Consider the following 13,784-nt stretch of genomic DNA (forward strand, 5'->3'; position numbering starts at 1 on the left):
TTTGCAGGCAATTAAGCTGCTTTTTTGCTTTCTTTAACCAGTTGCTCAACGCGCTCAGACAACTGTGCACCTTGACCAACCCAGTGTTGCAAACGGTCAGCATCAACACGCAGACGCTCTTCTTGACCACGAGCAACCGGATTGAAGAAACCGATACGCTCGATGAAGCGGCCATTACGGGCGCTGCGGCTGTTGGTTACGGTCAGATGATAGAACGGGCGCTTTTTGGAGCCACCACGTGACAGACGAATAGTTACCATTGAGGTCTTCTTCCTGTGTTTACTTATGGGGGAAAGACATGCATTCCCGGTTAAAAATCGACTTTCAAGTTAAAAAATCGTGAGTCGCACAATAAGCTGTGCGAAAGGCGCGGCATTTTAAGGGAAAGATTGGGTTTTGTATAGGCCAAAAATCATTAAGCAAAATAACCTCGCCCCTCTACCTATGGGGCAAGCGGCGTTTTACCACTATATCTAGTCAAACATATCGGAAAAACGATTGGTAAAGCCGAGATCTATCGCCTGTGCAAACCCAGGCAACCCCAAGTGCTCCTGATCGAATTTAATCAGGGTTTCATCAATCAAGCCCTCACCAAAGTGATATATGGTAGCAAAATCACCATGGGATGCAGCAACATCATAGGCAGACGCATTGGCACGAACCTCTTCGCGCTTTTCCTGATAGCGAGCAAATGCAGCCTCCCCATAGCGACGAGCCAACATTGAATCGACGATATGAGGGGCAAAAATACTGGCAGTAGCATTGTTACCACCAAAACCTTTGGAATTCAGGAAGGCGACATCCAGAGGGTGTTCAGCTGCAACATCTTTGGTCGAAATTTGCAATCGGTCGGCGAACACATCGTCGGCCACCTTATCGATCGTTTTGATACCGGGGATAAGGCCGTATTTGAAAATACCCAAACTGGCAATTAACTGCTCGCCACTGGCGGCTGACAGAGAGTGGCCGACATAGGCCTTTACTGCAGATATCGGCCAATTAGTAATATTAAATACCTGCGCAACCTGGTCAAAAATTTGCGATTCAGTTACCCGGTTTTGCGGCGTGCTGGAACCGTGCGCCTGAACAATTGAACGCAACCGGACTGACTCATCACCCAGAATCGCACGGGCCGAAGCCACGGCCTTGGCCATGGTGATGTAATTTCCCGGGCCAGGGGCAGAAATGGATTTTTTAAAGCCATCGGCATTGATAAACACATCGCCTACTGCACCGTGAATATCGGCACCCAACTCGATTGCCAAGGCATCATCCATTAACACCACATATTGGCTGGCCTCTGCCATAGTGAAACCGGCATTCTCACCGAAAGGACGGCTGGTACGGCGCGGATCCGCCTCCTCTGTACCATCCAGCTTCTTCAGTTTTTCCTCGCTGGCCAGCGCTCCCATAGTCGCATAGCCATCGATTATCTCCGGCACTATCGGAGCTTCTGCGCAGCCCACCACCGCCACACGACACTTACCTGAAGCGATGTCATCCGCAGCCGCCTGCAAGTTGTAGAGGAAAGACGCACAAGCACCGGTAATCGCACCAGTCTGGCCGACACTGCCGAGAATATAGGCATTTACGAAATCAGCCGGCATAGTATTTAATCCCAGCGGACACTGCTTGGCGCTGACACGACTACCTTTCAGGCGCGATTGTAAAAGCCCGCCAAAGCCATTTTCATCCATTTGGCTCATTACATTACTGGCATAAACCCCAACCTGATCAGGTCTTATAGAGTTCATCACCGTCTGCCACGCCAATCCTGTGGATTGAATTGCGTCAGACGCACCAATCACCGCTAGCTGTAACGCACGCGGGTGATAGTGAGAGTTATACAGCGCACCAGGATTAAAGCCGCGCGGCAATTGGCCGGCGGATTTGACTGGTAGCTCGCGGTAGCTATCAAACTTAACCTCAAGTCCCGACGGAATCACCACACGCACACGATCATCATCAATCGCTTCAACTTGCCACTCAGCAGGTACGGGCTCAGGCAGGTCACGCTTACGCATTTCGACAACCAAAGGCGAAGCGCCAGCACTCAAGGTTGCCGATTTCTGCCAATGGGTAGCATCAACGTCAAAGAAAGTTTTATCGATACGACGGATAAGGGTGCCATCCAGCACCTGCTCACCAAAACGGGATTCTATATCCACAAGACCAAGTGGATTGCCATCAGCATCACGATAGGAACCCTCAGCAAAACTGATCAACCCCATCATTAATGCCAATCCAGCCAGCGTCTCCTGACGTTCCGCCGGCTGCAAGCTCTCAATCACCATGCGGCGATAAGCGTGGTGGCCGGAACTGCGGCCAGCCGCATTAAATCCACCAAAACCCACGATAACCGGCAAACGAGCAACAGACATAACCAACTCCATTATTGGCAAGAATACAAAACCGGAGAAAGTGTATGAGCATTGCGATGCAATGTCCTTGTTGATTTGGTCATTTTCAGTGGTAAATTAGCCAAAAATCATCAATCTGGATAAACCCACCATAAAATGAGCAGAAATCCACCTATTCGTATTCACTTTCTGCTGTGTGAGCGCATGCTCGCCACAAGCAGCACACTGCCAATGGAGATGTTGCTTGCTGCAGAAAGCGCCGTTCGCAGCATGCTGCCCAAAAACCAGCAGCGCCCGCTCGACATAAAAACTATCGGACTCAGTAAGTTCCCAATTGCGACGCGAACCGGCATCTTATGGCAACCCGAACTTACTATTGCGGATAAACCAGTCAGTGATTTGATCTATATTCCCGGCTTGTGGCGAAATCCTCGCCCCATAATTCAACAGCATGGCGAGACATTGGAATGGCTGCGCGAGCAATACCAAAACGGCGCCATCATTAGCGCAGTAGGAACCGGGGTATGTTTTCTGGCAGAGACAGGATTATTGGAAGGCAAAGCGGCAACGACTCACTGGCATTACTTCGACCAGTTCCAAAAAGACTATCCGCAGGTACAACTCAAGCGTCAATACTTTATTACGCAAGCAGGAAATTTGTATTGCGCGGCCAGCGTTAATTCGCTCGCCGATTTAACCGTACATTTCATCCAGCGTTTTTTTGGGAAAAATATTTCCAGCCATGTAGAACGACACTTTTCCCACGAAATTCGCCAGGCCTATGAAACGAGCGGATTTTTTGAAGCAACAGAAAATCCACATCCGGATGAAGACATTACCCAAATACAAATTTGGCTACAGGATAATTACCAACGCGATATTTTATTTCCGCAAGTTGCCACTCGATTCGGCATGAGTGTGCGCACACTCAACCGCCGTTTTAAAAACGCCCTGGGGCAAACCCCACTGGATTACCTGCAAGAAATTCGCATCAATATTGCCAAGGATTTATTAAAAACAAGTAACTTGTCAATCAACGAGATTGCGGACAAAGTTGGTTATCAAGATACAGGCTACTTCACTACCCTGTTTAAGAAAAAATTAGCCACCACACCCAATGCTTATCGCGATACTGTAAGAGCAAAATTATTTAGCACCTGAGCATTCATAACTCAAAACAATAACCCCGATATCGATGACATCGGGGTTATTTGTTAGCACAAAATTTTCTTCAGTTATGCAGCGTCAACACTCGCAGGCACAACGGATAATTTTTCGGATGTTTGCACTCCAATCGGAATAGTACGCGGCTTCATGGATTCAGGAATAATCCGCTGCAAATCGATATGCAGTAATCCATTTTCATAATTTGCCGACTTCACCTGTACATGATCAGCTAACTGGAAACGGCGCTCGAAACTCCGCGCTGCAATTCCCTGATGTAGATAAGTACGCGCTTGTTCATCGGCTGCTTTGTTTGCCGATACAGTCAAGTTGTTTTGATTTACTTCGATAGTTAATTCAGCTTGATCAAAACCGGCAACCGCCATAGTAATTCGGTATTTATCTTCACCTGTTAGTTCAATGTTGTACGGGGGATAACTGGGTTGATTCTGTTCGGTACGAGACAGGTTATCCAATAAATTAGCCATACGATCAAAGCCAATTGCAGACCGGTATAAAGGGGTAAAATCAAAATTACGCATATTCAATATCCTCATTTGAGCAATATAATTGGGCGACTTATCTTCTCGATCAAGTCATTCAGGGTATGTGATCCTCTAACGAGCCATCACGAAAAATGAAATGAGGACAGACCACACTATTTCAAGGCGCTTTTAAAAAAATATAAGGTTATTTTCCTTATGGCTGCCAATACCTTTAAGTCCCAACAAAAGATCTAAATGTTATTAAGAAAACTTAATAAAAAACTTGCTATTTATTGAGGGATCATCAATATAGATAGGGAGGGTCGGGATTGTTTCGCGGAACTCAACGCGAATCCCCAGCCTCCTAAACATAAACGTTAAGGAGCCTTACGATGAAACCTGCTGTCGACGTTGTATATCGTGATTTGGATTCTTCTGCTGCACTAAACGACATTATTACCAAAAAGCTTGAAAAGCTCAGCCGCTACACCGACCAGATAGTTCATAGCCGTGTTGTTCTTGATACTCCCCATCATCATAAAAACAAAGGCAAGCAATTCCGCGCCTCAATTGAACTGGATATTGTTGGTCACCCTCTCGCAATTACCCAGAATGATGAATCCATTCATGTTGCTGTCCGCGATGCATTCTCAAGTGCGGAGCGAAAAGTAAAACAGCTGGCAGCACGACAACGTAATACCCGTTAATTTCTTACGCTTTCACATCAGATATTTCATTTGCCCAAAACAAAAAAACCGGGATCATTTTCTGACCCCGGTTTAGGTTTATTATCAAATCAAGCTTATTAAGTAGCCTTTAAGCAACTACACCAAGCTTCTCTGATTTCTTGCTAATCAAATGATTCAGATTTGCCAAGGATTGCATGTGGCTATAAATTAATTCCAAGCCATCTTTTTTGAACAAATCCAATGCATCAGCATCATTCAATGCCTTCAATTTTTCACGCTTAACTACGTAAAAGCCAGTCAAATTCATATTGGATTCTTCGCGGCCTTTGAAGGTGATATTGGCCTGCATTGGCTCAAGTAAATCAAGCTCATGTAAACGCCTGCAGAAAACCTTGGTCATTTCAGCGCGATACTGGTAATCCTTCAAAAATTCAACCACTTCTTTTAAATGCGCAGACTGCTCACCGTTTTCTTCAAACAAACGACGACCTTTACTACCATCTTTCAACACAGTTTTGCTGTCGGCATCAATACACAATGCCATGGTATCCGCATCCTTATCACCACCCAGAACAAACGGGTAACGACGGATAAATGCAGGAATGTAACGCGAGGTGAATTGGAAGTTTTCATTCAGCGAAAGGTTTTCACCTTCCTTCAAACCCATGATTGCCAGAGGAATATATTCGCCCTCGTTAGCAGTTGCAGAAAACACAATCGGGAATTCGCTTGCTGCAAACGGAATTTCAGTGGCCAATATCGGCGCAGAAATCATATGCGAGACAAATGAATAATCATCAACCTGGACAGACCAGTTGCGATGGATATCAGATGACAATGGTTGGATGTTGTCATAAATCATGAGTTGCTTTGCCACGAGGATACCTCTATTTATTTTCTCGGCTTGGGATAAAAACCAGGGTTGTAAATCAAAACAGGGGCGCATGGTAGCACTTTCACAAGCGCCTGCCACTAGAAGACGATTAATTGGCCTTAAGCTGGACCAAAATACAGATACGAAAAAGCCCGCTAAAAAGCGGGCTTTTAAGTTATTGATTCTTAAATAAAAAATGGTCGGAACGGCGGGATTTGAACCCACGACCCCTACACCCCCAGTATAGTGCGCTACCTGACTGCGCTACGCTCCGACTTTTTATCCGCAGCAGAACCTGAATCCTGCCTCGCGAAGGACGGGCATAATACCTTAATTTATTGGCAATGCAATCAGAGAATTAAGAATTACTACCAAAGCCTGATAAGCAAACAACTGCCAAAAAAAGCGGTTGTTTTTCCTGCAAAATTATTTGATTTTCAATAGATCAAGCAGGTGTTCCAAATCATCAATCATACGTACAACCAGTTGATTTAACTGGCCTGATTCTGAGGGATTGGTTTCACTCGACATCTGCAACCGCGCACCACCAATGGTAAACCCCTGATCGTAAAGCAAGCTGCGAATTTGACGGATAGTTAATACATCCTGACGCTGATAATAACGGCGGTTCCCACGGCGCTTAACCGGATTCAACTGGGGAAACTCCTGTTCCCAATAACGCAGCACATGTGGCTTTACCGCACACAATTCACTGACTTCACCAATAGTGAAATAACGCTTACCGGGAATTACGGGAAGTTCGTCGTTATGACTCGGTTCCAACATACGCTTCTACTCGTGCCTTAAGTTTTTGTCCTGGACGGAAGGTAACCACACGGCGGGCGCTGATAGGAATCTCTTCACCCGTTTTGGGGTTCCGACCCGGACGTTGGCTTTTATCGCGCAATTCAAAATTGCCGAAACCAGAAAGTTTGACCTGTTCGTTATTTTCCAAAGCATGGCGGATCTCTTCAAAGAAGAGTTCCACCAACTCTTTAGCTTCACGCTTATTGAGTCCAAGATCCTCATAAAGTTTCTCGGCCAAATCTGCTTTGGTCAGAGCACCGTCCGACATAATTATTATTCCCTATCTGAGGGTAGCGGAAAAATTTACCCCCAGATACTGAACAATCGAATCAATGGAGGCGTTGATCTCATCTTCATTAAGAGTGCGTGATGGATGCTGAAAGGTCAACCCCATTGCAACACTTTTTCTATGTGGATCAATGCCTTTGCCCATATATACGTCAAATACCTTTAAGTCGATGAGGTACTCACCTGCCTGAGCTTTAACTGCCGCCAAGAGTTTGTCGGCAGCCAAATCACGGTCGACCAGCAATGCCAGATCACGGCGCACCTCAGGGAATTTAGACAATGACGTAAATGCCGGGATACGCGCTTTTAACAGCGAGTTGAGACGCACCTCAAATAAATAGACTGATTGCGGGATATCCAATTGCTGCAGCAAGCTCGGATGCAATGCCCCTATCACACCCTGCCACTCTCCATCGCGATAAACATCCGCTGTCTGGCCAGGGTGCAATGCAGGATGAGAGCCTGCCTTAACGGTAAAAGCTGATTCATCGCCAGTTAACGCCAGCAAAGACTCTAAATCCCCTTTGAGATCGAAAAAATCTACAACATCGGCAACATTCGCCCAGGACTCAGGAGCGCGACTACCGTAAATCAAACCGGCAAGCATGGCTTCCTGTTTCAGGCCATCTGCCGAAGGGACAAAACGCAAGCCGGATTCAAACAACCGCACCCGGTTCTGTTGGCGATTGAGGTTGCTGCGCAACACGCTGACCAAACCGGGCATCAAACTGGTACGCATTGCCGCCATATCCGAACTGATAGGATTGCGTAGCACAACGGGAAACACTTCCGGATCAAACAACGCAGAAAGTTTTGGCTCGATAAAGCTGTAGGTAATCGCCTCCTGATAGCCACGGGCTATTAATTGGTTACGCAACGCGGGCAAACCCATACTGGCTTCGGGATGAGGCTCTATATCCAGGGGCGCAGCGAGGCTTCTTGTCGGTAAACGGTTGTAGCCGTAGACGCGCGCCAGCTCTTCCAACAAATCTGCTTCGATGGAAATATCAAAGCGGTAACTTGGGACCGCAAATACCCAACCCTCGGTATTTTGCGACAGCAGGGACAGCCCCAAGCGCGCAAGGATATCGACCACTTCGTCATCGGCCATTTCCAAGCTCAGCCCACTAACAATACGGGCCTTGCGCAAACTGACTTTACGCTCCTGCGGCAAGAGCTCATTAGTGACATGCACGACCGGCCCGGCTTCACCGCCAACAATCTCCAGCAGCAATGCCGTTGCGCGCTCAACAGCATCCAGTTGCAAGCTGTAATCGACGCCGCGCTCAAAGCGATGTGATGAATCGGTATGCAAACCATAGGAACGGGCGCGGCCAGCAATAGCCAGCGGATTAAAGAACGCACTTTCCAGGAAGATATCGCGCGTAGCTTCACTTACCGCACTTTCCTTGCCGCCCATAATGCCCGCAACGGCCAAAACTTTTTGTTGGTCGGCGATAACCATAGTATCGACATTGAGTTTGATCTCTTGTCCATCCAACAACCGGATTGATTCACCCTGCTGCGCCAAACGCACATGAATTGCGTTGCTAAGCTTGGACAAATCAAACGCGTGCATGGGCTGACCCAATTCAAGCAGCACGTAGTTGGTCACATCAACCACAGCATCAATACTGCGCAAACCTGAACGAACCAACTTATCCTGCAACCATGCTGGACTTGGACGGCTGATATCAATGTTGCGAATCACCCGACCTACGTAGCGGCTACACGCAGCACCAGCTTCCAGATGCACAGGGACACTGTCATCAATACTCGCCGCAACAGGAGCAATAGCAGGCGCCTTGACCGAGGCGCGGTTCAACACCCCTACTTCGCGCGCAATGCCTTTTACACTGAGGCAATCACTGCGATTGGGAGTCAGGTCGACTTCGATCAGCTTATCGTCGAGATTTAAGTATTCACGCAGATTCAGCCCTACTGGAGCATCGGCTGCCAGTTCCCATAGGCCTGTATCATCATCACCGGCTTTCAATTCGGCTTGGCCGCACAGCATGCCGAAGGATTCGACACCGCGCAGCTTGGCTTTTTTGATCTGGAAATCGCCCGGCAGTTGCGCACCTATGGTGGCAAAGGGAATTTTGATACCGACGCGTGCATTGGCTGCACCGCAGACGACTTGACTCGGGCCATCAGGCAAACCTGCCACCTGGCAAACACGCAGTTTGTCGGCATCGGAGTGCTGTTCGCAGCCAATAATTTCACCCACAATCACGCCGGTGAAATCGCCCGCAACAGACTCCACTGCATCCACTTCAAGCCCCGCCATGGTCAGCTGGGCGACTAATTCATCGGTACCTATGGCCGGGTTTACCCACTCGCGCAGCCAAGATTCACTGATTTTCATATTTCATCTATTCCGTAGGTTGGGGTGAGCAACGCGAACCCCAACGTAACAACATTCAACATCACCGCGTTATTTGTGTTGGGGTTCGTACCTCACCCCAACCTACGCACCATTAAAACTGTTTTAAGAAACGCAGATCGTTCTCGAAGAACAAACGCAGGTCATTCACGCCGTAGCGCAGCATCGCCAAGCGCTCCACGCCCATGCCGAATGCAAAACCGGTATAAGTCTCCGGATCAACACCGCTGGATTTAAACACTTCCGGATGCACCATGCCGCACCCCCCGACTTCCAACCAACCTGTGCTTTTACACATACGGCAGCCTTTACCGCGGCATTGGGTACATTGGATGTCCATCTCGGCAGATGGCTCAGTAAACGGGAAATAGGATGGACGGAAACGCACAGGAACATCGGCCTCAAAGAACGCTTTCAGGAATTGATCCATGGTGCCTTTGAGATCGGCAAAACTGATATTTTTATCGACCACCAACCCCTCTACCTGATGGAACATTGGTGAGTGAGTTACATCGGAGTCGCAGCGATAAACACGACCGGGACAGATCACACGAATGGGTGGTTTTTTGTTTTCCATAGTGCGCACTTGCACCGGTGAAGTGTGGGTGCGCAGTACGTGGGTATCATCCACATAAAACGTATCATGCATCGCCCGCGCGGGGTGATGGGAGGGAATATTGAGTGCTTCAAAGTTGTGATAGTCATCTTCGATTTCAGGACCCACTTCAACGCTGTAACCGACAGCAGCAAAGATTTCTTCAATACGTTGCAATGTACGGGTTACCGGATGCAAACCACCAGTGTGCTGACCGCGACCTGGCAAGGTTACATCAACCACTTCGCTGGCAAGCTTGGCGTTAATCGCTGCTTGTTCAAGTAATTCTTTGCGCACATTGAGCGCGTCTTGCACCGCATCTTTGGCTTTATTGATTTCAGCACCGGCGGCCGGTCTTTCTTCGGGAGATAAACCACCGAGATTTTTCATCAACGCCGTGATGTGGCCTTTTTTACCGAGATAATCCACACGCACTGCATCCAGTACAGCCAGATCTTGGGCATCGGCAACAAGTTTGAGCGCTTCTTGGGTAAGCGCAGCGAGATTTTCCATCTGCTTTTCCAGTTTGAATAGGTCAACTATGAGTCGGACTAGATTAGATTTTTCAAGCGCATGACTTCGCCGGAAAGAGACCGCTCCTGTGCTATATATCGAGCGGTACACGACCGCCATGGATGGCGGAAGTGCAGAAATGCAAGAGCAATTTCTGCCCGTTCATCCTGAACATAAAAAAAGGGAAGAACCCTAAAGCTCTCCCCTTTCATCGCGTTCACAAAAGCCCTTGCGGGCTTGAGGTTGTTGGACGATTAAGCAGCCAGAGCTGATTTAGCCTTCGCAACAACAGCAGCAAAAGCTGCTTTGTCGTACACAGCCAGATCAGCCAGTACACGACGGTCGAGAACGATGCTCGCCTTTTTCAAGCCAGCAATCAATTGGCTGTAGGACAAGCCTTCAGCGCGAGATTGGGCATTGATACGAGTAATCCACAGAGCACGGAAATTACGCTTTTTAACGCGACGATCGCGGTAAGCATATTGACCAGCTTTGATAACCGCTTGCTTGGCAACACGGAATGTACGCGAACGTGCACCGTAGTAACCTTTAGCCGCTTTTAATACTTTCTTGTGACGACGACGCGCCTCTACACCACGCTTAACACGGGCCATAATTCAATCCTCTACAAAATTCTCAAAAAGCGCTATTAGATAGCACGGAACAAACGTTTTACGCGTGGTACATCGGCTGCATCAACGATGCTGGTGCCGCGCAGTTGGCGTTTACGCTTGGTCGTCATTTTGGTCAGGATGTGGCTCTTGTTAGCGTGCTTGAACTTGAAGCCCGCGCCAGTCTTTTTGAAGCGCTTTGACGCGCCACTGTGTACTTTAGCTTTGGTTGCCATGTGATAGAACTCCACACATTTGGGTAAATAATATAAATAATCAAGGCAGCTAAAAGCCCGACTATTTTCTCTTTTTGGGGGCGATCACCATAGTGAGCTGCTTACCTTCCATTTTGGCAGCCTGCTCCACGGTACCCATCTCGGTCAGGTCGGTCTCGATGCGTTGCATCATTTCCATTCCCAATTCTTGGTGGGCGAGCTCGCGACCGCGGAACTTTAACGTTACCTTGGCCTTATCCCCATGCTCAAGGAAGCGCATCAGAGCCTTTAATTTGACCTGATAATCCGCTTCCTCCGTCCCTGGGCGAAATTTCATTTCCTTCACCAGTTGCTGCTTTTGCTTCTTTTTAGCAGCTGCCTTGGTTTTTTTGATTTCAAACAGATGCTTGCCATAATCCATAATCTTACAGACTATTGGATCGCTATCAGCAACGATCTCCACCAGGTCAAGGGTAGCGGCTTGTGCCTGAGCCAGTGCATCGCTCAGTGCCACGATACCAACTTGCTCACCCTCTGCATTGATTAAACGAACCTGCTTGGCTTCGATCTGATCGTTGATCCGCGCTTTCTTAGAATTGCCTTTGGCCGCGGGAGCGTTATCTCGTTTGATAGTTGTATCTCCAAATAATTAATAGGAACGAATCTTTTTTGCTTCTTAGCGTTAACAGGCAAAAAAACTTTCTTTTAAACAGAAATATTTCTGCCTCGACGCGCTATATCGGCGGTCAAGTGCGCGATGAAAGCTTCCAGAGTCATTACACCCAAATCTTGTCCGTCCCTTGTGCGAACTGCAAGTGATTGATTTTCAACCTCTTTATCGCCAATGACGAGCAGGTAGGGTACCCGCTGAATTGTGTGCTCGCGGATTTTAAAGCCGATCTTCTCGTTTCTCAAGTCCGGAATTACGCGAATGCCCTTATCGCGCAAGGTTTTTTCCACTAATTTGACGTAATCAGCCTGGTTATCGGTGATATTCATCACTGCAACCTGGGCTGGCGCCAACCAAACCGGGAAGGAACCTTCATAGTGCTCAATCAGGATTCCAAGGAAACGTTCGAAGGAGCCAAGGATCGCACGATGCAACATGACCGGACGTTTGCGCACATTGTCTTCAGCAACATATTCCGCATCCAGACGCTCAGGCAAGACATAATCCAGTTGGATAGTACCGCACTGCCAGGAGCGACCCAACGCGTCCTTGATCTGGTATTCAATTTTCGGGCCATAGAAGGCGCCTTCACCGGGAAGTTCTTCCCACTCCAGCCCAGCCGCACGCAACGCTGCACGCAGGCCCTCTTCCGCCTTGTTCCAGGTTTCCAGGGTGCCGGCATATTTTTCCGGACGCAGGGAAAGTTTTACAGCGATATCGGTAAAACCGAAATCGTCGTACACGGATTTGAGCATCTGGTTAAAGGAAGAAACTTCTTCCACCACCATGTCATCAGTACAAAAAATATGGGCATCATCCTGCACAAAACCGCGTACACGCATAATACCGTGCAATGCACCTGAAGCTTCATTGCGATGACAGGAGCCAAATTCTGCCAAACGCAATGGCAAGTCTTTGTGCGAGCGTAGGCCGTGATTGAAAATCTGGATATGACCCGGACAGTTCATTGGTTTAACCGCAAAGTCGCGCTTCTCTGACTCAGTGGTAAACATGTTGTCGCGATAGTTTTCCCAGTGGCCGGACTTCTCCCACAGGGTGCGATCCATAATCATCGGGGTTTTTACTTCCTGATACCCCCAGTCGTTTTGCTTGGTGCGCATGTATTGTTCGATTTGTTGCCACAGAGTCCATCCTTTCGGATGCCAGAACACCATGCCCGGTGCTTCATCTTGCAGATGGAACAAATCAAATTTTTTCGCCAGTTTGCGATGGTCGCGTTTGGCCGCTTCTTCCAGCAAATTCAAATAGGCTTTAAGTTGTTTAGCATCTGCAAACGCAGTGCCGTAGATACGCTGCAACATTTTGTTGTTGGAGTCGCCGCGCCAGTAGGCGCCGGACGTGCGCATCAATTTAAAGTTCAGGCAGAAGCGCATATTGGGCACGTGGGGGCCACGGCACATGTCAACGTATTCTTCGTGGTGATACAGACCCGGCGTCGCATCTTTAGGGACGTCGCGATCCAAAATTTCCAGCTTGTAAGTCTCGCCGCGCACGGTGAACACGTCATAGGCTTCTTGCCAGCTGACTTTCTTTTTCACGACGTCGTATTCGGTCTTGGCCAATTCCAGCATGCGTACTTCAAGGCGGGAGATATCCTCGTCGGTCAGCTTCTGCTCAAGGTCAATGTCGTAATAGAAACCATTGTCGATGGTTGGGCCGATAGCCATTTTCACATCGGGAAACAGTTGCTTGATCGCATGGCCGAGCAAGTGCGCACAGGAGTGGCGGATAATTTCCAAACCGTCTTCGTCTTTCGGGGTGAAAATCACCAGGTCTGCGTCTTCAGTAATCAAGTCGTGCGCATCCACACGTTGACCATTCACACGGCCGCCGAGGGTCGCCTTGGCCAAACCGGCGCCGATAGAAGCGGCAACTTCATAAACAGTAACGGGATTTTCGAAAGGACGCTTGGAACCGTCGGGGAGAGTAATTACAGGCATGTTGTATCCTTTTCAGTGGTGACCCCTACGAAAGGTCACATGATTTAAAAGTGAGCAAATAACGCAAAAAAGCCGAGTCCCACACCTACGATTGTGCGGGCCAGCGAGTATAGGGGAGCTTTGGGAACAGAGGCAACCTCGGTGGGATGACAAAACAACTAAACCA

The 13,784-nt window shown here is 48.3% G+C and carries 14 protein-coding genes and 1 tRNA gene; 2 read left to right on the plus strand and 13 right to left on the minus strand.

The window, feature by feature from the left end:
* Nucleotides 1–11: 11 nt before the first annotated feature.
* A complete protein-coding gene (rpsP, locus tag AC1RJL_RS07335; RefSeq protein ID WP_133685243.1) occupies nucleotides 12–260 on the minus strand; it encodes a 30S ribosomal protein S16 in 249 nt (82 codons plus the stop codon).
* Nucleotides 261–473: 213 nt separating this feature from the next.
* A complete protein-coding gene (locus AC1RJL_RS07340; protein ID WP_492912443.1) occupies nucleotides 474–2,381 on the minus strand; it encodes a beta-ketoacyl synthase in 1,908 nt (635 codons plus the stop codon).
* Between the two features lie 135 nt (nucleotides 2,382–2,516).
* Here AC1RJL_RS07340 and AC1RJL_RS07345 point away from each other — a divergent pair, with 135 nt between their 5' ends.
* Complete coding sequence (locus AC1RJL_RS07345; RefSeq protein WP_492912445.1) at nucleotides 2,517–3,521, plus strand: GlxA family transcriptional regulator; 1,005 nt, start codon at nucleotides 2,517–2,519, stop codon at nucleotides 3,519–3,521.
* Between the two features lie 74 nt (nucleotides 3,522–3,595).
* Here AC1RJL_RS07345 and AC1RJL_RS07350 read toward each other — a convergent pair whose 3' ends face one another.
* Nucleotides 3,596–4,066: an Hsp20 family protein gene (locus AC1RJL_RS07350; protein WP_492912447.1), complete on the minus strand. Its 471-nt coding sequence runs from the start codon at nucleotides 4,064–4,066 to the stop codon at nucleotides 3,596–3,598.
* A gap of 335 nt (nucleotides 4,067–4,401) precedes the next feature.
* Here AC1RJL_RS07350 and AC1RJL_RS07355 point away from each other — a divergent pair, with 335 nt between their 5' ends.
* Nucleotides 4,402–4,716 (plus strand): HPF/RaiA family ribosome-associated protein, encoded by a 315-nt coding sequence (locus tag AC1RJL_RS07355; protein WP_133685247.1) that lies wholly within the window; start codon nucleotides 4,402–4,404, stop codon nucleotides 4,714–4,716.
* Between the two features lie 109 nt (nucleotides 4,717–4,825).
* Here the strand turns inward: AC1RJL_RS07355 and AC1RJL_RS07360 are convergent, their stop codons facing one another.
* The 10 genes from AC1RJL_RS07360 to thrS form a co-directional block, all read right to left on the minus strand.
* The gene (locus tag AC1RJL_RS07360; protein WP_492912450.1) at nucleotides 4,826–5,575 is read right to left on the minus strand and encodes a SapC family protein; all 750 of its coding nucleotides are present in this window, start codon (nucleotides 5,573–5,575) and stop codon (nucleotides 4,826–4,828) included.
* A gap of 194 nt (nucleotides 5,576–5,769) precedes the next feature.
* Nucleotides 5,770–5,846 (minus strand) — tRNA-Pro (locus AC1RJL_RS07365).
* Between the two features lie 152 nt (nucleotides 5,847–5,998).
* Nucleotides 5,999–6,358: a MerR family transcriptional regulator gene (locus tag AC1RJL_RS07370; protein ID WP_492912452.1), complete on the minus strand. Its 360-nt coding sequence runs from the start codon at nucleotides 6,356–6,358 to the stop codon at nucleotides 5,999–6,001.
* The gene (gene ihfA, locus AC1RJL_RS07375; RefSeq protein WP_007642205.1) at nucleotides 6,339–6,647 is read right to left on the minus strand and encodes an integration host factor subunit alpha; all 309 of its coding nucleotides are present in this window, start codon (nucleotides 6,645–6,647) and stop codon (nucleotides 6,339–6,341) included. The genes AC1RJL_RS07370 and ihfA overlap by 20 nt, the downstream gene beginning before the upstream one ends.
* A 12-nt stretch (nucleotides 6,648–6,659) precedes the next feature.
* Nucleotides 6,660–9,035 carry a phenylalanine--tRNA ligase subunit beta gene (gene pheT, locus AC1RJL_RS07380; protein ID WP_492912455.1) on the minus strand — a complete coding sequence of 792 codons (2,376 nt, stop codon included), beginning with the start codon at nucleotides 9,033–9,035 and terminating at the stop codon, nucleotides 6,660–6,662.
* A gap of 112 nt (nucleotides 9,036–9,147) precedes the next feature.
* Nucleotides 9,148–10,161 carry a phenylalanine--tRNA ligase subunit alpha gene (pheS, locus tag AC1RJL_RS07385; protein WP_492912457.1) on the minus strand — a complete coding sequence of 338 codons (1,014 nt, stop codon included), beginning with the start codon at nucleotides 10,159–10,161 and terminating at the stop codon, nucleotides 9,148–9,150.
* Between the two features lie 254 nt (nucleotides 10,162–10,415).
* Nucleotides 10,416–10,775 carry a 50S ribosomal protein L20 gene (gene rplT, locus AC1RJL_RS07390; protein WP_133685253.1) on the minus strand — a complete coding sequence of 120 codons (360 nt, stop codon included), beginning with the start codon at nucleotides 10,773–10,775 and terminating at the stop codon, nucleotides 10,416–10,418.
* Between the two features lie 35 nt (nucleotides 10,776–10,810).
* Nucleotides 10,811–11,008, minus strand: a complete 198-nt coding sequence (gene rpmI, locus AC1RJL_RS07395) for a 50S ribosomal protein L35 (protein WP_007642209.1) — start codon at nucleotides 11,006–11,008, stop codon at nucleotides 10,811–10,813.
* A gap of 61 nt (nucleotides 11,009–11,069) precedes the next feature.
* Nucleotides 11,070–11,618, minus strand: a complete 549-nt coding sequence (gene infC / locus AC1RJL_RS07400) for a translation initiation factor IF-3 (protein WP_492913450.1) — start codon at nucleotides 11,616–11,618, stop codon at nucleotides 11,070–11,072.
* Nucleotides 11,619–11,692: 74 nt separating this feature from the next.
* Nucleotides 11,693–13,618 carry a threonine--tRNA ligase gene (thrS, locus tag AC1RJL_RS07405; protein WP_492912460.1) on the minus strand — a complete coding sequence of 642 codons (1,926 nt, stop codon included), beginning with the start codon at nucleotides 13,616–13,618 and terminating at the stop codon, nucleotides 11,693–11,695.
* Nucleotides 13,619–13,784 lie beyond the last annotated feature (166 nt).

The sequence above is a fragment of the Cellvibrio sp. GW822-FHT04B05 genome (assembly GCF_058800985.1).

Excerpts from the sequence above, each read along its gene's own strand:
- pheS (WP_492912457.1), bottom strand. The coding sequence starts at position 10,161 with ATGGAAAATCTCGCTGCGCTTACCCAAGAAGCGCTCAAACTTGTTGCC.
- rpsP (WP_133685243.1), bottom strand. The coding sequence starts at position 260 with ATGGTAACTATTCGTCTGTCACGTGGTGGCTCCAAAAAGCGCCCGTTC.
- ihfA (WP_007642205.1), bottom strand. The coding sequence starts at position 6,647 with ATGTCGGACGGTGCTCTGACCAAAGCAGATTTGGCCGAGAAACTTTAT.
- AC1RJL_RS07345 (WP_492912445.1), top strand. The coding sequence starts at position 2,517 with ATGAGCAGAAATCCACCTATTCGTATTCACTTTCTGCTGTGTGAGCGC.
- AC1RJL_RS07355 (WP_133685247.1), top strand. The coding sequence starts at position 4,402 with ATGAAACCTGCTGTCGACGTTGTATATCGTGATTTGGATTCTTCTGCT.
- AC1RJL_RS07340 (WP_492912443.1), bottom strand. The coding sequence starts at position 2,381 with ATGTCTGTTGCTCGTTTGCCGGTTATCGTGGGTTTTGGTGGATTTAAT.
- AC1RJL_RS07370 (WP_492912452.1), bottom strand. The coding sequence starts at position 6,358 with ATGTTGGAACCGAGTCATAACGACGAACTTCCCGTAATTCCCGGTAAG.
- rpmI (WP_007642209.1), bottom strand. The coding sequence starts at position 11,008 with ATGGCAACCAAAGCTAAAGTACACAGTGGCGCGTCAAAGCGCTTCAAA.
- thrS (WP_492912460.1), bottom strand. The coding sequence starts at position 13,618 with ATGCCTGTAATTACTCTCCCCGACGGTTCCAAGCGTCCTTTCGAAAAT.
- rplT (WP_133685253.1), bottom strand. The coding sequence starts at position 10,775 with ATGGCCCGTGTTAAGCGTGGTGTAGAGGCGCGTCGTCGTCACAAGAAA.
- AC1RJL_RS07350 (WP_492912447.1), bottom strand. The coding sequence starts at position 4,066 with ATGCGTAATTTTGATTTTACCCCTTTATACCGGTCTGCAATTGGCTTT.
- pheT (WP_492912455.1), bottom strand. The coding sequence starts at position 9,035 with ATGAAAATCAGTGAATCTTGGCTGCGCGAGTGGGTAAACCCGGCCATA.